Genomic DNA, 21,390 nt, shown 5'->3' with positions numbered 1-21,390 from the left:
GGGTGGGCCGTTGACGGGACGTTCCGTCGCCGAGCAAGAGCGAAGCGCGGTGGGCCGTGGCTCGGCTATTCTTACCTCCCGCTATCGAGCAGAATCGTTTTCAGGCAATAATTGCCTGATACCTGGGCAATAAAGCGCGATTTTCCGTAGGCTCTAATGAGACATGGCGCGGGCCGATCGCCCCAATACTTTCTGATCCGCGTTCCTTCTAAAAGCTTTCCGCTTCATAAATTAATTTTGTTTTCGCGCACTGCGCCGGATCGCTTCGCTCTGCCCTTGGACTTCGCAAATTCTGGTGTTTTTCGAATGACGCGATAAAGCCCAAAAAAACATGATTAGAGGGATAAACGTTAAATTTTGGCGGGATTTTCGCCGGTCCTCGGCCGACCGGCCAAACATAATAAAAAACCCGCAAAACGTTTGCGGGATTCCAAAGCCAACCCATCGTCATCCAATCGGACCAAGCGAGCGGCACTAGCGGCTCGCGCCTCGGGCAAACTCACCCCGCCTCGATCGCGCTTCGGGAGCGAAAAACGGATAATGCATGTCAAGCCGCTTTCATTCGTCTGCCCTTCACCCGCAACTGAAAAATTCCCCATGCGTATCCCACCGCTCAAGGCGATCATCGCGTTCGAAAGCGTGGCCCGAACCAAAAGCGTGAATCGCGCGGCCGAGGAACTGGGCCTGACCGCTTCGGCGGTGAGCCATCAACTCAGCAATCTGGAGTCGATCATCGGCCAGCCGCTGTTTCAGCGGTCCGGGCGCGGCCTCGTGCTCACGCCGACCGGCGAGCGCTATCTCTCCGATGTAACGGGATCGCTGGCCGATCTCAGCCGCGCGACCGAACGTGCGTCCAGCCGCAAGGAAGTGGACATCCTGCGCGTGCATTCGAGCCCGAGCTTCGGCCTCATGTGGCTGCTTCCGCGGCTGTCGTCCTTTCAGGAGGCGAACGGCGACATCCAGCTCAATCTGGCCTGCTCGTACGAGAACGTGTCTTTCTCGAACGGCTACTACGACATCGACATCCGTCACGGCTATGGCAACTGGAGCAATCTGGAAGTGAAAACCATCCGGGGCGAGTTCATTGCCCCGCTGGCCGCGCCGAAGTATCTCGAACGGCATCCCGTGAACACGCCGGCGGATCTGCTGGCGCATCGTCTGATCTATTCGGAAACGCCGCTCGTCCAGTGGAAGCAATGGTTCGGCAGAACGGGCGTGTCCGCGCCTCAAAAGACGTTCGATTTTTCTTTCGACCGCTCGTACATGTCGATCGAAACGGCGGCGCTCGGCCTCGGCATCGCGCTCGAAAGCCTCATGCTCGCGTCGGTGAAAATCAGGGACGGCCTGCTCGTCCCAGTGTTCGACGATAGCTGCGCGGTCGAGGTCGGCGCGCACCACCTGGTTTACCCGAAGCAGAACGCGGAACTGCCGCGCGTCGAGCGGTTTCTTGCGTGGATGGAGCGCGAGGCCGCCGCCTCTTCCGCGGCTCGGCGATAGTCGGAGCGCTTCGCGCCCGCCACAGTCGACACACCTGAATACCTGAATTTTTCTCAGCCATTGTTGAGCGTTTCCGCGTTGATGCCGCCGGCCCGCGAGCCGACACTTCAGGCATCAAATCAACACTCAGGAGACAAGCGATGTTGCTGGAGAACAAAATCATCATGGTGACGGGCGCGGCATCGCCCCGCGGTATCGGCAAGGCAACCGCGAAAGCGCTTGCCGCCCAGGGGGCGCAGGTGGTGATCCTCGATCTGCGCGAGCAGGACGCGCAGGCGGCGGCCGCCGACCTCGGCGCGCAACACCTCGGACTCGCGTGCGACGTGACCGACAAGACCGCCTGCGTCGCGGCCGCGCGCGCCACGCTGGAGCGCTATGGCCGGATCGACGGGCTCGTCAACAATGCCGGCATCACGCAGCCGGTTCGCACGCTGGAGATCGGCGGCAAGGACTTCGACGCGATCGTCGACGTCAATCTGCGCGGCACGCTCTATATGTCGCAAGCCGTGATTCCCGCGATGAAGGAGCAGAACGGCGGCAGCATCGTCTGCATGTCGTCGGTGTCGGCGCAGCGCGGCGGCGGCATCTTCGGCGGCCCGCACTACAGTGCCGCGAAGGCCGGCGTCCTCGGACTCGCCAAGGCGATGGCGCGCGAGTTCGGCCCGAACCGCATTCGCGTCAATTCCATCACGCCGGGTCTGATTCAGACCGACATCACGGGCGACAAGCTCACACCGGAGATGCGCGTCGAGATCATCAAGGGCATTCCGCTCGGACGTCTCGGCGACGCCGCCGATGTCGCGAACGCTTGTCTGTTTCTGGTGAGCGACCTGTCGAGTTACCTGACGGGTGTCACACTCGATGTGAACGGCGGCATGCTGATTCACTAAATCACTACTAAATAGCGCCGCGTTTTTGCGCGGCTTGGGTTCGCGTGCACCTGGGACAACCCGGGGCGCGACAGCTTGGCATGGGATCGGAGTAAGGCGCTAAAGCGCCAACTCCGATCGACCGCAAAGCATGGGACGAGAGTAAGGCGCTGAAGCGCCAACTCTCGTCGACAGGAGACAACCATGAAATCCAGATACAGCGCGCCGCCCGTCACGGGCGATGCGATTTCCCGTAGCGACTCGCCGACGTTCGAAGCCAAAACCTACGCCAAGGTCAGCCGCCGGCTCATTCCGTTTCTGATGCTGTGCTATCTCGGCGCCTATCTCGATCGCGTCAACGTCGGCTTCGCGAAGCTGCAAATGCTGAGCGACCTGCGCTTCAGCGAAACGGTGTACGGCATGGGCGCCGGCATCTTCTTTCTCGGGTACTTCCTCTTCGAGGTGCCGAGCAATCTGATTCTTCACAAGGTCGGCGCGCGCCGCTGGCTCGCCCGCATCATGCTCACGTGGGCGGTGATTTCAGCGAGCTTCGTGTTCGTCAAATCGCCAACCGTCTTCTACGTGCTGCGCTTTCTTCTCGGCGTCGCGGAAGCGGGCTTCGCGCCCGGCGTCATCCTCTATATGACGTACTGGTTTCCCTCCGCGCGCCGCGCGAAAGCACTGTCGCTGTTCTTCATGGCGATTCCGCTCGCGGGCATCATCGGCGGCCCGCTGTCGGGCCTCATCATGCACTCGCTGCAAGGCGTCTATTCGATGGCCGGCTGGAAGTGGCTGTTCCTGCTCGAAGCACTGCCGTCGCTGGTACTCGGCGTGGCGATCCTGCTGTATCTCGACGACGGCATCGCCCACGCGAAATGGCTCACCGATACCGAGAAGGCGCTGCTCGCGCGCAACGTCGCCGGCGACAACGCGCACAAGACCGCGCATCTGTCGATCAAGGCCTTCATCGGCGACCGACGTTTGTGGCTGATGGCGGCAATCTACTTCTGCGTCGTGCTCGGTCAGTACGGACTGACATTCTGGCTGCCCACCATCATTCGCAAGTCCGGCGTCGCGGACCCGCTGTGGGTCGGCATCTTCACCGCGATTCCGTATCTGTGCGCGATCGTCGCGCTGCCGCTGGTCGGCATGAGCGCGGACCGCTTTCACGAGCGCCGCCTGCATCTGGCGATTCCGATGCTGATCGCCGCCGCGGGTTTCGCCACGCTGCCGCTGCTCGGCAGTGTCGCGGCCTCGATCGTCTGCCTGAGCATCGCCGCGGCCGGCATCCTCGCGTCGTCATCGCAGTTCTGGTCCCTGCCGACGGCGCTGCTCGGCGGCATCTCCGCCGCGGCGGGCATCGCGGCCGTGAACTGCTTCGCCAATCTGGCCGGGTTCTTCTCGCCCGCGATCGTCGGCTGGCTCAACGATCTCACCGGCAAATCCACCGCGGGCCTCATCTTCATCTCGATCGCGGTGACGCTGGGCGCCCTGCTCGTGTTCCTCGTGCCGGCCAGGTCCGTCAACCGCTGAAAGACCGGACATCTCTCGATATCAAAGGAGTCGTACATGGACAACGCAACCCTTACCGAGGACGCCACGCTCGCCGAGCGCGCGTACCGCATCCGCAGAAACGCGCTGCTGATGGGTGAAGTACAGGGCCAGGGCTATATCGGCCAGGCACTCGACATCGCGGACGTGCTGGCCGTCGCCTATTTCGGCGCCATGCGCTACCGCCCCGAGGATCCCGCATGGGACGAACGCGACCGCTTCCTGCTGTCGAACGGGCATTACGCGATTGCGCTCTACGCCGCGCTCTTCGAAGCCGGCATCCTGCCCGCCGACGAACTCGAAACCTACGGCAGCGACGACAGCCGTCTGCCCATGTCGGGCATGGCGAGCTACACGCCCGGCATGGAAATGTCCGGCGGCTCGCTCGGCCAGGGCCTGACGATCGCGGTGGGCCGCTGCCTCGGTCTGAAGCATCGGGGCTCGGATTCGTTCGTCTACACGCTCTTCTCCGACGGCGAACTCGACGAAGGCGCGATCTGGGAAGGGCTGATGTCCGCCGCGCACTGGAAGCTCGACAACCTCATCGCCATCGTCGATGTGAACAACCAGCAGGCCGACGGCCCCTCGACGCAGGTCATGGCGTTCGAGCCGCTGGTCGACAAGCTGGAAGCGTTCGGCTGGTACACGCAGCGCGTGAACGGCAACGACATCGACGCAGTGAAGCGCGCGTTCGATAGCGCCCGCCGTCACGACAAGCCGCAACCGCGCATCATCGTCTGCGATACGAAGATGGGCTGCGGCGTGCCGTTCCTCGAGGAACGCGAGAAGAACCATTTCATCCGCGTCGATGCGCACGAGTGGCAACTCGCGCTCGACGCACTCGAAGCCGGGAGGCAAGCATGAGCACGATCCAGAACAAGCCGCGCCTGAAAACCTCCGCGATGATCGCGTCGATCGCGGGCGAAGGCCAGCTCACGCGCTCCGCCCCGTTCGGCCATGCGCTCGCCGAACTGGCGCGCACGAAAACGAACGTGATCGGCATGACGGCCGACCTCGGCAAGTACACCGACCTGCACATCTTCGCGAAGGAATTTCCGGCGCGCTACTACCAGATGGGCATGGCCGAGCAGTTGCTGATGGGCGCGGCGGCCGGCTTCGCGCATGAAGGCGCGCAACCGTTCGTCACGACGTATGCGGTGTTCGCGACGCGCCGCGCGTATGACTTCATCCATCAGGCGATCGCCGAGGACAACCTCGACGTGAAGATCGTCTGCGCGCTGCCGGGGCTCACCACGGGCTACGGCCCGAGCCACCAGGCCGCCGAGGACCTCGCGCTGATGCGCGCGATGCCGAACATGACCGTGATCGATCCGTGCGACGCGCTCGACATCGAGCAGATGGTGCCGGCGATCGCCGCGCACGACGGCCCCGTCTATGCGCGCCTGTTGCGCGGCAACGTGCCCGCCGTGCTCGACGAATACGACTATCGCTTCGAGCTCGGCAAGGCGAAGCTGCTGCGCGACGGCAACGACGTGCTGCTGATCTCGTCCGGGATCATGACGATGCGCTCGCTGGAAGTCGCGAAGGCGCTCGAAGCGGACAACGTCGGCGTGGGCGTGCTGCACGTGCCGACCATCAAGCCGCTCGATACGGCGACGATTCTGCGCGAAGCGAAACGCACCGGCCGCATGGTGGTCGTGGCCGAAAACCATACGGTGATCGGCGGGCTGGGCGAAGCCGTGGCGGGCACGCTGCTCGGCGCGGGCGTCACGCCCGCGTTCCGGCAGATCGCGCTGCCGGACGCGTTCCTCGCCGCCGGCGCGCTGCCCACGCTGCACGACCGCTATGGCATCTCGACCGGCACGATGGCCGCCACGATCAAAACGTGGCTGGCCTGAGCGAGCGAATCGCGGCTGGGGTTTCGCTCCGCTGTCCATGACGGGCGCGAGCGAACCACGGCGCGGTTCGCCGCCCCCCTCGCGCCTTACGCGCCGGGCCTCACGCGCGCGCGCCGTCGAGACGGAAGAACGCCACCGCCTCGGTCAACTGGCGGCCCTGGTCCTCCAGCGAGGTCGACGCGGCCGCCGCTTCCTCGACGAGCGCGGCGTTCTGCTGCGTGACCGCGTCCATCTGCGTGATCGCCACGTTGACCTGCTCGATGCCGCGGCTCTGCTCGCCCGAGGCCGCCGCGATTTCGCCCATGATGTCGGTCACCCGCGCCACCGCCTGCGTGACTTCGGCCATCGTCTTGCCCGCCTCGCCCGCGAGCGTCGAGCCGTTGTGAATCTTTTGCACCGAGGCGTTGATCAGGTCCTTGATCTCCTTGGCCGCGCTCGACGAACGCTGCGCGAGACTTCTGACCTCGCTCGCCACCACCGCGAAGCCGCGGCCCTGCTCGCCGGCACGCGCGGCTTCCACCGCCGCGTTGAGCGCGAGGATGTTGGTCTGGAACGCGATGCCTTCGATGATCCCGGTGATATCCGCGACCTTGGTCGAACTCTCGCTGATGTCGGTCATCGTCTCCACGACCTGTCCGACCACGGCGCTGCCTTTCAGGGCGACTTCCGAGGCATTGGCGGCGAGCGTGCTCGCCTGCTGCGCGTTCTCCGCGTTCTGCTTCACCGTGGACGTGAGCTCTTCCATGCTCGACGCGGTTTCCTGCAGCGACGACGCCTGCTGTTCGGTGCGCGACGACAGGTCCTGGTTGCCCGAGGCGATCTGGCTGGACCCGGTGGCGATATTGTCCGCCGAGGTCCGCACCTGGGCGATCAGCTTCACGAGGCTCGCCTGCATCTCGCCCATCGAGGCGAGCACGCTGCCGCGCGGCGCGGCCTGCGCGCCCGGCACGGAGCCGAGATCGCCGCCGGCCACGCGCCGGGTCACCTCGCCCAGCGCAGCCGGCTCCGCGCCCAGTGCGCGCGTCACGCTGCGGGTAATCAGGAATGCCGCGACGAGCGCCGCGCCGATTGCCGCGAGGCAGATGCCGATCAGCAGCATGCGCTGCGTCGCGTAGTGTTGGGCCGACTCCTGCATCAGGGCCTGGGCCCGGTTGCGGGTGAATTCGCTATACGTATTGGTCGCCTTGACGAGCGCCGCGAGCAGCGGACGGCATTGCTCGTTCATCATGGCGATCGCCTCCTCGTGCCGCTTGTTCAACGCGGCGTCGACGATCGCGAGCGCGACCGGCCCGTACTGGGCCTCGACCCGGTCGATGTCGGCCACCAGGGCGCGCGCCGCCTCGTTCGCATCGCCGGCGTTCGCGATCATCTCCTTGAGTCGCTTGAGCCGAGCCTGCACGTCCGCGTGCGCCTGGTTCACGGCGGCCTTTTCGATTTCCAGATCCGCCGGCTTCGTCACGAGCACCAGATTGCGCGCGGCGATCGCACGCCGGTCGACCGCGGTGCGCACCTTCGCGGCCACCTCCGCGCGGGCGCTAATGCCGCTCACGTAATCCGAGAAGCGCTCGTTCGCATCGTTCAATGCAACGAGCGCGAGCACCGATACCCCCAGCACCATCGCCGCTAGCACGCTGAACGCCGTCGTGAGCTTCGCCCGTACGGTCATCTGTCTGGAATTCATGCTTCATACCTCCACCGTTCGCCGGTTTCGTCATATTCGCCGCCCTGCGCGGCCATCACCTGCTGCCCTGGTGCTTGTTGCTATGTCGGCTGCATCACAACGGTCCTTGAATGCCGATGCGCCCGCCAATCGTTTGCGTCAGGGTTCAGGAGCGATGGGGCTTACCCGGCGCCACCCCGCGCGACGGGGTGCGATCTGGCAATGCGGGTTCGTTGTTGTCCTCGTTGTTGTCCCATACGCGCGGCCGTCTGGGAAAACCCCAGGACAACGATCGGGACCCCGCCGGCCCCGTCCCGGCGCGGTTTCAGCGCCCGGCTCGCCAGATCGTTACCCTTGGGATAACAGACGCGTCCCGAACGTGATTGAACCGGGATACCCCGCTCCCTAGACTCGCCTCATGTCCTGAGCGAGAGCGCACATGTCCGGTCAAAGTCAGTCCTCATCCCGTTGGGCCACCCGCCGCGCGGAAAAGCATCGCCGGCTCGCGCGCGTCGCAGCGATCGCGGACGGCGCGGTTCTCCCCGCCGAGCGTATCGTCGACGTCCTGCAAGCCCTGATCGCCCCCGGCGACCGCGTGGTCGTCGAGGGCAACAACCAGAAGCAGGCCGATTTCCTGTCGCGCTCGCTGGCGAAAGTGGACCCGGAAATCGTCCACGACCTGCATCTGATCATTCCGAGCGTGAGCCGCGCCGAGCATCTGGACCTGTTCGAGCGCGGCATCGCGAGGAAACTCGATTTCGCCTTCGCCGGCGCGCAAAGCCTGCGCATCTCGCAGTTCCTGCAGGACGGCATCCTCGAGATCGGCGCGATCCATACCTACATCGAACTGTATGGGCGGCTGTACGTCGATCTGACGCCGAACGTCGTGCTGGTCGCCGGCTACAAGGCGGATCGGCAAGGCAATCTCTACACGGGTCCGAGCACCGAGGACACGCCCGCCCTCGTCGAAGCCGCCGCGTTTCGCGACGGCATCGTGATCGCGCAGGTCAACGAGATCGTCGACGACCCGAAGGACCTGCCGCGCGTCGACATCCCCGGCTCGTGGATCGACTTCGTGGTGCAGTCGGACAAGCCGTTCTTCATCGAGCCGCTGTTCACGCGCGATCCGCGCCTCATCACGCCGGTTCAGGTGCTGATGGGGATGATGGCGATTCGCGGCATCTACGAGCGGCACCAGGTGCAGTCGCTCAATCACGGCATCGGCTTCAACACGGCCGCGATCGAACTGCTCCTGCCGACCTACGGCGAGAAGCTCGGCCTGAAGGGCAAGATCTGCAAGCACTGGACCCTGAACCCGCATCCGACGCTGATCCCCGCGATCGAAACCGGCTGGGTCGAGAGCGTGCATTGCTTCGGCGGCGAACTGGGCATGGAAGCCTACGTCGCGCAACGGCCGGACATCTTCTTCACCGGCCGCGACGGGTCGATGCGCTCCAATCGCGCGATGTGCCAGCTTGCCGGGCAATACGCGGTCGACATGTTCATCGGCTCGACCTTGCAGATGGACGGCGCCGGCAACTCGTCGACGGTCACGCATGGCCGCCTCACCGGCTTCGGCGGCGCGCCCAACATGGGCCACGATCCGCATGGCCGGCGCCATGCCACCCCCGCGTGGCTCGATCTGCTGCAAACGGACAGTCCGCTGGAGCGCGGCCGCAAGCTCGTCGTGCAGATGGTCGAGACGTTCCAGGCGGGCGGGCAGCCCACCATCGTCGAATCGATCGATGCGGTCGACGTCGGCCGCGAGTCCGGCATGCCGCTCGCGCCGGTCATGATCTACGGCGACGACGTCACGCACGTGCTCACCGAGGAAGGCATCGCCTATCTGTACAAGGCGCGCTCGCTCGAACATCGCAAGGAGATGATCGCGGCGGTCGCGGGCGTGACGCCCATCGGCCTCACGAGCAGCGCCGACAAACTCGCGACGCTGCGCCGCGACGGCTTCGTCGCGTTGCCGGAGGACCTCGGCATTCAGCGCGGCGAAGCCACCCGTTCGCTGCTGGCCGCGAAGAGCATGGCCGATCTGGTCGACTGGTCGGACGGTTTGTATGAGCCGCCGGCGCGGTTCAGGAGCTGGTGATGCGCGAGACCCTCGCCATGCCAGTAGCGCGAGCGCGACGCGCGACACCGGATCTCGCCGGGCGTTTGGGCGAACACGTGATCGCGGCGCTGATCGAGGAAGCCACGCTCGCGCCGAAGCCGGGACTCGTCGACATCCGCAGCCGCGGCGCGCATCACGATCTCGACTGGGAACTGATGTGCGTGTCGGCGCTTGCATTGCAGCCGACCTTCACCGAACTGGCGCGCGCGGGCCTGGAGATGCAGCCGATGCAGTCGCTGCAACGTATGCAGTCGCTGCGCGAGCGCATCGGCGCGATCGGGCGCGACGGCGAAGCGCGCATGCTCGACGCGACGCAGGGCGTGAACACCCATCGCGGTGCGATCTGGGCGCTCGGGCTGCTCGTGACCGCCGCGGCGGCCGGCCCCACCGACCCCGCCGACCCCGTCGACCATACGCCACACGCCATCGCCGCGCGCGCCGGAGCGCTCGCGCGTCTGCCCGACCGCCACGCGCCCGCGCTGACCGGCAACAAGGGCGAGCGGGCATGCCTCGACTACAACGTGGGCGGCGCGCGCGGCCAGGCGCAAGCCGGCTTTCCGCATGTCGTTGACGTGGCGCTGCCGGAACTCTCACGCTCGCGCCGGCGCGGCGACAGCGAGACGGCCGCGCGCCTGAACGCGCTGCTCGCGATCATGGCGAGTCTCGACGATACCTGCGTGCTCGCACGCGGCGGCCCCGGCGCGCTCGTCGAGTTGCAGGACGGCGCGCGGCGCGTGCTGGCGCTCGGCGGCGCCGCGTCGCTCGCCGGCCGCCGTCACCTGAAGCTGCTGGACCGGCGGCTCGTCGAACTGCACGTGTCGCCCGGCGGCGCAGCCGATCTGCTCGCCGCCGCCCTCTTTCTCAACCGGCTTCACCGCGAAGCCGCTCCTACGACGCAGGCTTAGGAACGCATATGGAAACCATCGTCCTCGAATTCCCGGCGGGGCAACCCGCGCCAGGCCGCGCGCTGGCGGGCGTGGTCGCGTCGGGCGACCTCGAAGTGCTGCTCGAGGCGAACGGCTCGCCGCGCACCGTGGTGAACATCACGACTTCCGTCGATGGCATGGGCCGCGTCTGGGAAGCCGTGCTCGAACGCATCTTCGGCGACGGCACGCTGCCGGCCGCGAAGATCGAGATCAACGATTCCGGCGCGACGCCGGCCGTCGTGCGCATGCGCATCGGCCAGGTGCTGGAACAACTGGCGACAACCGGCGGAGCATGACGATCATGGACACACAGGCATTGCTGGAACGCCAGAGCTTCATCGAACTCGACGCGCGCAGCCGCGCGAAACAACTGCTCGACGCCGGCACCTTCAGCGAACTGCTCGATCCGTTCGAGCGCGTGCGTTCGCCGTGGCTCGCGCGGCAAGGCATCGTGACGCAGGCCGACGACGGCACCGTGGTCGCGCGAGGCGAGCTCGACGGACAGCCCGCGGTCGTGCTCGCCATCGACGCCGGCTTTCAGGGCGGCAGCATGGGCGAAGTGTCCGCGGCGAAGATCGCGGGCAGCCTCGAACTCGCCGCCGAGGACAACCGCAACGGCATTCCGATGCGCGCCGTGATTCTCTTCGAAACGGGCGGCGTGCGCTTGCAGGAAGCGAATCTCGGGCTCGCGGCGATCGCGGAGATTCACGCCGCCATCGTCGACTTGCGGCGCTATCAGCCGGTGATCGGCATCACGGCGGGACCGATCGGCTGCTACGGCGGCATGTCGATCGCGGCGGGCCTGTGCAGCTACCTGATCGCCACGCGCGAAGCGCGCCTCGGACTCAACGGACCCACGGTCATCGAGCAGGAGGCCGGCATCGCCGAATTCGATTCGCGCGCCCGTCCGATGATCTGGAGCTTCACGGGCGGCGAGCAACGCCATCGCACGGGGCTGGTCGACGTGTACGCCGCCGACGACGCCGGCGCGATCCGCGCCGCCGTCATCGAACGGTTTCGCGCGGGACGTCCCGAGGCGTGCCGCAGCGAATGCGTGGCCGGCTTTCTGCAACGGCTTGCCGAGGTCGATCCCGAAGCGCAAGTCACCCCGCAACAGGCGGCCGCCATCTACAGCAAGGGGTTCAGGTCATGAGCACACAGGAGCTTTCGAAGCGCGGCGCGGTCTGGCTCGACGCGCTCACTTACAGCGCGCCGTTGCAGGCGGGCTATCCGCCTTCGGTGCGGGTCGTCGATGCGCGGCTCGGCGAGCATCCCGCGCGCTTCATCGCGGTGGTGCCCGACCCGGATAACGCGTTCCCGCGCGCACGCAGCGGCGAAGTCGGACTGATCGAGGGTTGGGAGATCGCGCGAGCGGTGCGCGAGGTGATCGACGCCGATGCCGGCCGCGAGGACCACGACAAGCGCGCGATCGTCGCCGTGATCGACGTCGCGAGCCAGGCCTACGGACGGCGTGAGGAAGCCTACGGCATTCACCAGGCGCTCGCCGGCGCCGCCGATGCGTATGCGAGCGCGCGCCTCGCCGGTCATCCGGTGATCGGGCTGATCGTCGGACGGGCGATGTCGGGCGCGTTTCTCGCGCACGGCTATCAGGCCAACCGCCTGATCGCGCTCGCCGATTCGCAGGTCATGGTTCACGCGATGGGCAAGGAATCCGCCGCGCGGGTTACGCTACGCTCGGTAGCCGATCTGGAGGCGTTCACGGCACGCGTGCCGCCGATGGCCTACGACATCGACAACTATGCGTCGCTCGGGCTGCTGTGGAAGCTCCTGAGCGTGAGGAACGCCGATGCGCCCAACGGCGCGGATCAATCCGCTGTCGAAAAGGCGTTGCAGGAAGCTTTCGACGAGATTCGCGCCGACCCGTCGCGCGGCCTTGGCAGCCGGCTCGGCAGCGCGCATCGCGCAAGCTCGGTGACCGTGCGCCGCAAGCTGCGCGAGCAGTGGCGCTGAACCGCGCCGACCCCATCCCCGCCCATCCCGCTTCACGCACCGGCTCGTAAGAAGCCATTAAACGTATGACAGGAGACACGAAATGATCATCTATGGAACCGCGCTGCTTGCGTTCTGCCATCTGGCGGGACTCTTCCTCGGCGACCTGCTGGGGCTCGCGATCGGCGTCAAGACGAATGTCGGCGGCGTCGGCATTGCGATGCTGCTGCTGATTTTCCTGCGCCTTTATCTGCACGGACGCGGGCTGTTGCCGAAGGAAACCGAGGCGGGCGTGGGCTTCTGGGGCGCGATGTACATCCCCGTGGTGGTGGCGATGGCCGCCAATCAGAACGTGGTGGCCGCGCTCAAGGGCGGTCCGGTCGCGCTGCTGTCGGCATTGGGCGCGGTGGCCGTCTGCGCGTGCTGCATTGCCGTTCTTTCCCGCACCGGGAGCGACAGCACGTCGCTCGTCAGCGCGCCGAAACTCGAAGAAATCTGAGGCAGGAGACCATCATGTTGCATATGCTCGATAAAGTTCTGATCCAGAACGGCCTTGTGACTTCGTTCGCGCTGGTCGGCCTCATCATGTGGGTGTCGTCGCTGATCTCGCGCAAGCTGACCTTCGGGCGCGTGCACGGCTCGGCCATCGCGATCGTGATCGGCCTCGTGCTGGCCTATTTCGGCGGCGTCTTCACCGGCGGACAAAAAGGCCTCGCGGACCTGCCGCTCTTCACCGGCGTCGGCCTGATGGGCGGCGCGATGCTGCGCGACTTCGCCATCGTCGCGACCGCCTTCGAGGTGCAGGCCACCGAGGCGCGCAAGGCCGGGCTCATCGGCGTGGTGTCGCTGCTGCTCGGCACCGTGCTGCCGTTCATCGTCGGCGCGAGCATCGCCCACGCGTTCGGCTACACCGACGCGGTCAGCATGACGACCATCGGCGCGGGCGCGGTCACCTATATCGTCGGACCCGTCACCGGCGCGGCCATCGGCGCAAGCTCCGACGTGATCGCGCTCAGCATCGCGACGGGCCTCATCAAGGCGATCATCGTGATGGTCGGCACGCCGATCGCGGCGGGTTTCATGGGACTGAAGACGCCCCGCTCCGCGATGATCTTCGGCGGCCTCGCCGGCACCGTCAGCGGCGTGAGCGCCGGACTCGCCGCGACCGATCGGCGGCTCGTGCCGTATGGCGCGCTGATCGCGACGTTTCACACGGGCATCGGCTGCCTGCTCGGACCTTCGCTGCTGTTCTTCGCGACCCGAGCGCTGATGGCCGCGTGAAACGCGCGAGCGAGCGCGGCGTGCAGAGTGCGGCGTGCATGATGCGCCACGGAGAAGCCTCATGAGCGTGCTGTTCACCTTCCCCGGCCAGGGCTCGCAGCGAAGCGGCATGCTGCGCGCGCTGCCGGATCACGTCGCGGCCGCTCGCGCGATCGAGGAGGCCAGCGACACGCTGGGCTACGACGTCCGCGCGCTCGACACCGCCGATGCGCTGCGCTCCACCACCGCGGTGCAGCTTTGCCTGCTGATCGCGGGCGTCGCGCAGGCGCGCGTTCTGGGGGCCCGCGGTCACGAGCCCGACCTCGTGACGGGCCTTTCGATCGGCGCCTATCCCGCCGCCGTGAGCGCCGGCGCGCTTCATTACGCCGACGCCGTGAGGCTCGTCGCCTTGCGCGGGCAGTTGATGGAGCGCGCCTATCCGGGCGGCTACGGCATGACCGCGATCGTCGGCATGACGCAACGCGCGCTCGAACCTTTGATCGCGCGAGTCAACAGCGCGGCCATGCCGGTGTTTCTCGCGAACATCAACGCGCAGACGCAGATGGTGGTGGCGGGCAGTCACGCCGCCATGCACGAACTCGCAACGCTGGCGGGCGAACACGGCGCGCAACGCTGCGAGCGTCTCGACGTGGCGGTGCCGTCCCATTGCGCGTTGCTCGACGAGCCCGCGGCCGAACTCGCCGATGCGTTCGCCAGGGTAGCCGTGCAAGCGCCTCGCGTCGTGTATCTGAGCAGCAGCGTCGCGCGGCCGCTGTTCGACGGCCCGCGCCTCGCGGCCGATCTTGCCGGCAACATGGCGCGGCCGGTGCGCTGGCACGACACGATCAGGCTCGCGTGGGAGCGAGGCGCGCGGCTCGCGGTCGAGATGCCGCCCGCCAACGTGCTGACGCGGCTCAGTTGCGCGATCTTCGGCGAAGGCATTGCGGTGAGTTGCAGCGAGACGGCGCTGCGTGACGTTGAAGCGCTGATCGAACGGGAACGGGCGCGCGAATGACGTGAAGCGTCGGGCGACGCCTCGGTTGCCGCCTCAGTTTTCTAACCTCAGATGACGCTTCTCGTGCGAAGCCGGCAAACGGCCATCAGCGCGAGCAGGTTCGGATCGCGTTCGCGCGCGCGCAGAAAGCTCACGCCGATGGTCTGACGCATCAAAAATTGCGGCTTGAGCGGAATGAACTGCACCTGGTCGCCGAACACGCCGCGCACGCGGCCCGGCAACAGCGTATAGCCGACTCCGCCGCTCACCAGGTTCATCAACGAAAAGATATCGCCGACTCGCATGGTCACGTTCGGCGTGAAGCCCGCGACGCGAAACGCCTCCAGAAAACCGCGATACGTGACGAAGCCCTCGCCCAGCGAAACGAAGGTCTCGTCGCGGCAGTCGCACAGATCGACGGCCTCCTGATTCGCATACGGTGAACCGGCCGGCGCCGCGAAAAAGATGTCGTCCTCGAAAAGCGGAATGGACTCGATCTCCGGATCGGCGTCGGGCAAGGCCATCAACGCCGCATCGATCGCACCCCGCTTGAGCTTGTCGAGCAGTTCCGCGTTCGAGCCGAGCGCGAGTTCGACCTGGAGTGTCGGACGCCGCACCTTGATGTCGATGACGATGCCGGGCACGGCCCGGATGGTCAGCGAGTAAAGCGAGCCGATCTTCAGACGGTCCGACGAATAGCCCGCCGCCTCGCGCGTCGCGCGAATGCCGTCGGACATGGTGGTGAGCACTTCTTGCGCGACGTCGGCCAGCATCTGCGCCGCTTCGGTCGATTTCAGATTACGGCCTTCGTGCCGAAAGAGCGCGCATCGCACACCCTGTTCGAGCGAATGCAGCGCGCGATGAACACTGACGGTACTGACGTTCAACGCCTCGGCCGCCTTCGACAGGTTCCCCGTCTCCATGAAAGCGAGCAGGACTTCCAGCTTGCGAAAAGTGATCTCCTCGTCGATTCGGTCGCGCATCTCGATGCTTCGGCAGGTGGAAACAGGCCATTATCGGCTCGCGCCAGCGCTGCACAAATAGCGTTAACCCCGCATTCGCCCGCTCACGCGAACACCGGATCGCGGCGTTGCCGGTTGATCCATCTCAATCCGATGACGATTGCGAAGCCCGCTAGTTCTTTCGAACTACGGCCAACCGTGACGGCATAGTTCCAATGCCTCGCGCGTGACCCCCACTCGACGGATATTCATCCGCACCCCCGCCGCCCACAATCGTGCTCAACCATTCGAGCGGCGTCACATCATGAATCCCTTGCCTAACCCGATTTTCGACCAGAGCTGGCCACTGCAGGACGCCGCCGTGCTGATGTTCTGCCTGTCGGTGGCGATCTGGCTCGCGTGCTTCGTGATGGACCTGCGACAGCACGCAACACGGCCGCGCCCGGACACCCCCGGGCGGGCCGACCGTCCAACAGGAGAATTGCAATGAACTCCCGGCCGATAGCATCGCGGCCAGGCCGCACGCTCGCGATCTGGTCCCCCGAAGACAAGGCGTTCTGGGAACGTGAAGGCGAAGCGATCGCGAGGCTCAACCTGTGGATCTCGGTCCCCGCGTTGTTCCTCGCGTTCGCCATCTGGCAGGTGTGGAGCGTCGTCGCGGTAAGTCTGCCGACGCTCGGCTTCCGCTACTCGACCAACCAGTTGTTCTGGCTCGCGGCGGCGCCCGCGCTGAGCGGCGCGACGCTGCGCATCTTCTATTCGTTCATGGTGCCGCTCGTCGGCGGCCGTCGCTGGACGGCGATCTCGACGGCCTCGCTGTTGATCCCCGCCATCGGTATCGGTTTCGCGGTGCAGGACAACACCACCACCTATCCGACCATGCTCGGGCTCGCGTTGCTGTGCGGCCTGGGCGGCGGCAACTTCAGTTCGAGCATGGCGAACATCAGCTTCTTCTTTCCGAAGGAGCGCAAGGGCTCGGCGCTCGGCGTCAACGCGGGACTCGGCAACCTGGGGGTGTCGGTCGTGCAGTTCCTGAGTCCGCTGGTGGTCACCGCCGGCATCTTCGGCATCTTTGCCGGCGACCCGCAAAGCGTCGTCAAGGCCGGACAGACCACGCTCGTGTGGACGCAGAACGCCGCCTTCGTGTGGGTGCCGTGGATCGCCCTGGCGTCGCTCGCCGCATGGTTCGGCATGAACGATCTCGCGGAAGCGAAGGCGTCGTTCGCCGAACAGGCGGTGATCTTCCGGCGCAAGCACAACTGGCTGATGTGCGTGCTGTACCTCGGGACCTTCGGCTCGTTTATCGGCTATGCGGCGGGCTTTCCGCTGCTGATCAAGAGCCAGTTCCCCGGTGTGAATCCGCTCGCCTACGCGTGGCTGGGACCGCTCGTCGGCGCCGCGGTGCGCCCCTTCGGCGGCTGGCTCGCCGACAAGCTGGGCGGTGCGCGCGTCACGCTGTGGAACTTCGTCGTGATGGCGTGCGCGGTGGGCGGCGTGCTGATCTTCCTGCCGAGCGGCGCCTCGGCGGGCAGCTTCGCGGGTTTCTTCGGCAGCTTTCTCGTGCTGTTCCTGACCACGGGCATCGGCAACGGCTCGACGTTCCGCATGATCCCGGTGATCTTTCTCACCTCCAGGCTGCGCGAGGTCGACCCGGCGAACCGCGAAGCGGTGCAGCGCGCGACGCGGGAAGGCAACACTGAGGCCGCGGCCACGCTGGGATTTTCCGCGGCGATGGCGGCCTACGGCGGCTTCTTCATCCCCAAGAGCTATGGCAGCGCCATTGCCCTCACCGGCGGCCCTCAAGCGGCGCTGTACGTGTTCATCGCCTTCTATCTCGTGTGCATCGCCGTGACGTGGTGGCACTACGCCCGCCGCAACGCGCCGATGCCCTGCTGAAACCGGAGCCTGTTCCATGAGCCATTTTCTCGACCGACTGACCCACTTCGCGCTCCCCAAAGAGCGGTTCGCGGACGGTCACGGCGTCACCACGGGCGAAGACCGCACGTGGGAAGACACTTACCGTAATCGCTGGGCCCACGACAAGATCGTGCGCAGCACGCACGGCGTGAACTGCACGGGCTCCTGTTCATGGAAGATCTATGTGAAGGGCGGCATCGTCACGTGGGAAACGCAGCAGACCGATTACCCGCGCACCCGCTGGGACATGCCCAATCATGAACCGCGCGGCTGCGCGCGCGGCGCGTCGTACTCGTGGTATCTGTACAGCGCGAACCGCGTGAAATACCCGATGGTGCGCGGACGCCTGCTCGAACGTTGGCGCGCCGCCTTGAAGGCGCAGGGCGATCCGGTCGCGGCGTGGGCCTCGATCGTCGAGAACGCCGAGGCGCGGCGCGATTATCAAAAGGTGCGCGGCATGGGCGGCTTCGTGCGCAGCAGTTGGGACGAGGTGAACCGGATCGTCGCCGCCGCCAATGTCTATACGATCAGGAAGCACGGCCCGGACCGCATCATCGGCTTTTCGCCGATTCCCGCGATGAGCATGGTCAGCTATGCGGCAGGCAGCCGCTACCTGAGCCTGATCGGCGGCGTCTGCATGAGCTTCTACGACTGGTATTGCGACCTGCCGCCGGCCAGTCCGCAAATCTGGGGCGAGCAGACCGATGTGCCGGAATCGGCGGACTGGTACAACTCGTCCTACATCATCGCGTGGGGCAGCAATGTTCCGCAAACGCGCACGCCCGATGCGCACTTCTTCACCGAAGTCCGCTACAAGGGCACGAAAACCGTCGCGGTGACGCCCGACTACAGCGAAGTGGCGAAGCTCTCCGACCTCTGGCTGCATCCGCGGCAGGGAACCGATGCGGCGCTCGCGATGGCGATGGGTCACGTCGCGCTCAACGAGTTCTACTTCAAGACGCGCAGCGAATACTTCGACGGCTACGCGCGGCGCTACACCGACCTGCCCATGCTCGTGATGCTCAAGGCGCACACGCTGCCGGACGGGCGCGAGACCCTGGTGCCGGACCGCTATCTGCGCGCGAGCGACTTCAACGGCAAGCTCGGGCAATCGAACAATCCCGAATGGAAAACCATCGCGTTCGACACGAACGGGCGTGCCGTGCTGCCCAACGGTTCGATCGGTTTTCGCTGGGGCGCGGAAGGCGGCGAGGACGCCGGCAAGTGGAATCTGGAGGACAAGGAAGCGCGTCACGGCGAGGCGGCCACGCTCAAGCTCTCGGTGCTGGAAGACGGCTCGCAACCGTATGAGATCGTCGATATCGCCCTGCCCTACTTCGGCGGCGTTGCGTCACCGCATTTCACCGCCAATGAACTGAACGGACAGATCAATCACGTCAAGGCGCCGGCGGTGCGCCTGCGTCTCGGCAAGGAAGGCGACACGCGCGAAGCGCTGGTCGCCACCGTGTTCGATCTGCAAGCGGCGCAGTACGGGATCGACCGCGGCCTCGGCAGCGGCGCGGCCAGTTACGACGACAATGCCGCGTACACCCCGGCCTGGGCGGAGTCGATCACCGGCGTGCCGCGCGATCAGATCGTCACCGTGGCGCGCGAATTCGCCGCCAACGCGGACAAGACGCACGGCCGCTCGATGGTGATCATCGGCGCGGCCATGAATCACTGGTATCACGCCGACATGAACTATCGCGGCGTAATCAACCTGTTGATGATGTGCGGCTGCATCGGCCAGAGCGGCGGCGGCTGGGCGCACTACGTCGGCCAGGAAAAGCTGCGCCCGCAAACCGGCTGGACCGCGCTCGCCTTCGCGCTGGACTGGATCCGTCCGCCGAGGCAGATGAACGGCACGAGCTTTTTCTACGCGCACACCGACCAGTGGCGCTACGAAAAGCTGAACATGGAGGAAATCGCTTCGCCGCTCGCGGACAAGCGTCTCTATGGCGGCAGCATGATCGACTACAACGTGCGTGCGGAGCGCATGGGCTGGCTGCCCAGCGCACCGCAGTTGAAGACCAATCCCTTGCAGGTGGCGAAGCAGGCGGCCGAGCACGGCATGGAAGCGAAAGACTATGTCGTGCAGGGGCTGCGCGACGGCAGCTTGCAGATGAGCTGCGAAGATCCCGACGCGCCGCAAAACTGGCCGCGCAACATGTTCGTGTGGCGCTCGAACCTGCTCGGCTCGTCGGGCAAGGGCCATGAGTATTTTTGCAAGCATCTGCTCGGGACGGAAAACGGCGTGCAGGGCAAGGACCTGGGCCGCGACGACGCGCGCCCCGTCGAGGTCGAATGGCACGACGAGGCGCCGGAGGGCAAGCTCGATCTTCTGGTGACGCTGGACTTCCGCATGAGCACGACCTGCCTGTATTCGGACATCGTCCTGCCGACCGCGAGTTGGTACGAGAAAAACGACCTCAATACGAGCGACATGCACCCGTTCATTCACCCGCTCTCGGCGGCGGTCGATCCGGTTTGGCAAGCCCGTTCCGACTGGGAAATCTACAAGGGTTTCGCGAAGGCTTTCAGCGAGGTCTGCGTGGGTTATCTCGGCGTCGAGCGCGATGTCGTGCTGACGCCGTTGATGCACGATTCGCCGGCGGAACTCGCGCAACCCTTCGAGGTAAAGGAGTGGAAGAAAGGCGAATGCGATCTCGTCCCCGGCAAGACGGCGCCGCAGATCGCCGTGGTGGAGCGCGACTACCCGAACGTCTTCAAGCGCTTCACCGCGCTCGGTCCGTTGATGAACAAGATCGGCAACGGCGGCAAGGGCATTGCGTGGAAAACCGAAACCGAGGTGACGCAACTCGGCCAGTTGAATGGTCTCACCCAGGACGATGGTGCGACCAAAGGCATGCCGCGCATCGTCACCGATATCGACGCCTGCGAAGTGATCCTGCAGCTTGCGCCTGAAACGAATGGTCATGTGGCGGTAAAAGCCTGGGAAGCACTGTCGAAAGCCACCGGCCGCGAGCACAAGCATCTCGCGCTCTATCGCGAGGACGAGAAGATCCGCTATCGCGACGTGCAGGCGCAGCCCCGCAAGATCATCAGTTCGCCGACCTGGAGCGGCATCGAAAGCGAAACGGTCAGCTATAACGCCGGCTACACCAACGTTCACGAACTGATTCCATGGCGCACGCTGACCGGACGCCAGCAGTTCTACCAGGATCATCCGTGGATGATCGCGTTCGGCGAGGCCTTCTCGAGCTATCGTCCGCCGGTGGATCTGAAGGCGACGGGCGGCATGCATCACGTCAAGCCCAACGGTCACCCGGAGATCGTCCTGAACTTCATCACGCCGCACCAGAAGTGGGGCATTCATAGCACCTACAGCGACAACCTGCTGATGCTCACGCTGAATCGCGGCGGCCCCGTGATCTGGCTCAGCGAAGACGACGCGAAGCGCGCCGGTGTCGAGGACAACGACTGGGTCGAGCTGTTCAACATCAACGGCGCGATTGCGGCGCGCGCGGTGGTCAGCCAACGGGTCAATTCCGGCATGGTGCTGATGTATCACGCACAGGAAAAGATCATCAATACGCCGGGTTCGGAGATCACCGGGGTACGCGGCGGCATTCACAACTCGGTCACCCGGATCGTGCTCAAGCCCACCCACATGATCGGCGGCTATGCGCAACTGAGCTACGGGTTCAACTACTACGGGACGATCGGCACCAACCGCGACGAATTCGTCGTGGTCCGCAAGATGAAAGACGTCGACTGGCTGGATACCCCACGCGGCGACGAACTCGCGCGCGCCTATCAGTCCCAGGGCGAGAACCCCTGATCGATCGCCGGTCCCAAGGAG

At 65.6% G+C, this 21,390-nt stretch carries 17 protein-coding genes and 1 pseudogene; 16 read left to right on the top strand and 2 right to left on the bottom strand.

Going from position 1 to position 21,390, the window contains the following annotated elements; genetic code table 11:
• The first annotated feature begins 597 nt into the window (after positions 1-597).
• The 5 genes from ACOCG7_RS20070 to ACOCG7_RS20050 all read left to right on the top strand — a co-directional run bounded on the left by ACOCG7_RS20070 (position 598) and on the right by ACOCG7_RS20050 (position 5,776).
• Positions 598-1,497, top strand: coding sequence for a LysR substrate-binding domain-containing protein (locus ACOCG7_RS20070; protein WP_310119569.1), 900 nt, complete (start codon positions 598-600; stop codon positions 1,495-1,497).
• A gap of 140 nt (positions 1,498-1,637) precedes the next feature.
• Positions 1,638-2,387, top strand: coding sequence for an SDR family NAD(P)-dependent oxidoreductase (locus ACOCG7_RS20065; protein WP_421379649.1), 750 nt, complete (start codon positions 1,638-1,640; stop codon positions 2,385-2,387).
• A gap of 183 nt (positions 2,388-2,570) precedes the next feature.
• A complete protein-coding gene (locus ACOCG7_RS20060) occupies positions 2,571-3,899 on the top strand; it encodes an MFS transporter (protein ID WP_073426709.1) in 1,329 nt (442 codons plus the stop codon).
• A gap of 36 nt (positions 3,900-3,935) precedes the next feature.
• A complete protein-coding gene (locus ACOCG7_RS20055; RefSeq protein WP_421379645.1) occupies positions 3,936-4,781 on the top strand; it encodes a transketolase in 846 nt (281 codons plus the stop codon).
• Positions 4,778-5,776 carry a transketolase family protein gene (locus ACOCG7_RS20050; protein WP_114162384.1) on the top strand — a complete coding sequence of 333 codons (999 nt, stop codon included), beginning with the start codon at positions 4,778-4,780 and terminating at the stop codon, positions 5,774-5,776. Before ACOCG7_RS20055 ends, ACOCG7_RS20050 begins: the two co-directional genes overlap by 4 nt.
• A 103-nt stretch (positions 5,777-5,879) precedes the next feature.
• Here the strand turns inward: ACOCG7_RS20050 and ACOCG7_RS20045 are convergent.
• A pseudogene (locus ACOCG7_RS20045) lies at positions 5,880-7,457 on the bottom strand (methyl-accepting chemotaxis protein); the annotation flags it as partial.
• A 418-nt stretch (positions 7,458-7,875) separates the two neighbouring features.
• Between ACOCG7_RS20045 and mdcA the strand changes: the two are divergent.
• The 8 genes from mdcA to mdcH all read left to right on the top strand — a co-directional run bounded on the left by mdcA (position 7,876) and on the right by mdcH (position 14,709).
• Entirely contained in the window at positions 7,876-9,537 is a 1,662-nt protein-coding gene (gene mdcA / locus ACOCG7_RS20040) for a malonate decarboxylase subunit alpha (RefSeq protein ID WP_083083655.1), read from the top strand.
• Positions 9,537-10,463: a triphosphoribosyl-dephospho-CoA synthase gene (locus ACOCG7_RS20035; protein WP_421379641.1), complete on the top strand. Its 927-nt coding sequence runs from the start codon at positions 9,537-9,539 to the stop codon at positions 10,461-10,463. Before mdcA ends, ACOCG7_RS20035 begins: the two co-directional genes overlap by 1 nt.
• 8 nt (positions 10,464-10,471) lie before the next feature.
• Positions 10,472-10,780: a malonate decarboxylase subunit delta gene (locus ACOCG7_RS20030; protein ID WP_073426714.1), complete on the top strand. Its 309-nt coding sequence runs from the start codon at positions 10,472-10,474 to the stop codon at positions 10,778-10,780.
• A 5-nt stretch (positions 10,781-10,785) separates the two neighbouring features.
• On the top strand, positions 10,786-11,637 hold the full coding sequence (locus ACOCG7_RS20025; protein WP_421379638.1) for a biotin-independent malonate decarboxylase subunit beta: 852 nt from the start codon (positions 10,786-10,788) through the stop codon (positions 11,635-11,637).
• Positions 11,634-12,455: a biotin-independent malonate decarboxylase subunit gamma gene (gene mdcE, locus ACOCG7_RS20020; protein ID WP_083083653.1), complete on the top strand. Its 822-nt coding sequence runs from the start codon at positions 11,634-11,636 to the stop codon at positions 12,453-12,455. Before ACOCG7_RS20025 ends, mdcE begins: the two co-directional genes overlap by 4 nt.
• An 82-nt stretch (positions 12,456-12,537) precedes the next feature.
• Complete coding sequence (madL, locus tag ACOCG7_RS20015) at positions 12,538-12,933, top strand: malonate transporter subunit MadL (RefSeq protein WP_073426717.1); 396 nt, start codon at positions 12,538-12,540, stop codon at positions 12,931-12,933.
• Between the two features lie 14 nt (positions 12,934-12,947).
• Entirely contained in the window at positions 12,948-13,715 is a 768-nt protein-coding gene (madM, locus tag ACOCG7_RS20010) for a malonate transporter subunit MadM (RefSeq protein WP_073426718.1), read from the top strand.
• A 61-nt stretch (positions 13,716-13,776) separates the two neighbouring features.
• The gene (gene mdcH, locus ACOCG7_RS20005; protein WP_421379631.1) at positions 13,777-14,709 is read left to right on the top strand and encodes a malonate decarboxylase subunit epsilon; all 933 of its coding nucleotides are present in this window, start codon (positions 13,777-13,779) and stop codon (positions 14,707-14,709) included.
• A gap of 47 nt (positions 14,710-14,756) precedes the next feature.
• Here the strand turns inward: mdcH and ACOCG7_RS20000 are convergent, their stop codons facing one another.
• Positions 14,757-15,671, bottom strand: a complete 915-nt coding sequence (locus tag ACOCG7_RS20000; RefSeq protein ID WP_073426720.1) for a LysR family transcriptional regulator — start codon at positions 15,669-15,671, stop codon at positions 14,757-14,759.
• 283 nt (positions 15,672-15,954) lie between these two features.
• Here ACOCG7_RS20000 and ACOCG7_RS19995 point away from each other — a divergent pair, with 283 nt between their 5' ends.
• Genes ACOCG7_RS19995 through ACOCG7_RS19985 form a run of 3 tightly spaced genes read left to right on the top strand, consistent with a single transcriptional unit; the run spans position 15,955 to position 21,369 of the window.
• Positions 15,955-16,140 carry a hypothetical protein gene (locus ACOCG7_RS19995; protein ID WP_073426721.1) on the top strand — a complete coding sequence of 62 codons (186 nt, stop codon included), beginning with the start codon at positions 15,955-15,957 and terminating at the stop codon, positions 16,138-16,140.
• Entirely contained in the window at positions 16,137-17,546 is a 1,410-nt protein-coding gene (locus tag ACOCG7_RS19990) for a NarK family nitrate/nitrite MFS transporter (protein ID WP_310128885.1), read from the top strand. Before ACOCG7_RS19995 ends, ACOCG7_RS19990 begins: the two co-directional genes overlap by 4 nt.
• 16 nt (positions 17,547-17,562) lie before the next feature.
• Positions 17,563-21,369, top strand: coding sequence for a nitrate reductase subunit alpha (locus ACOCG7_RS19985; RefSeq protein WP_421379626.1), 3,807 nt, complete (start codon positions 17,563-17,565; stop codon positions 21,367-21,369).
• The last annotated feature ends 21 nt before the right edge of the window (positions 21,370-21,390 follow it).

The organism is Paraburkholderia sp. DD10, from assembly GCF_049177125.1.
Lineage (GTDB): Bacteria > Pseudomonadota > Gammaproteobacteria > Burkholderiales > Burkholderiaceae > Paraburkholderia > Paraburkholderia terricola.
The sequence above is the reverse complement of the archived record's forward strand: the minus strand, read 5'-3'. Positions and strand labels throughout refer to the sequence as shown.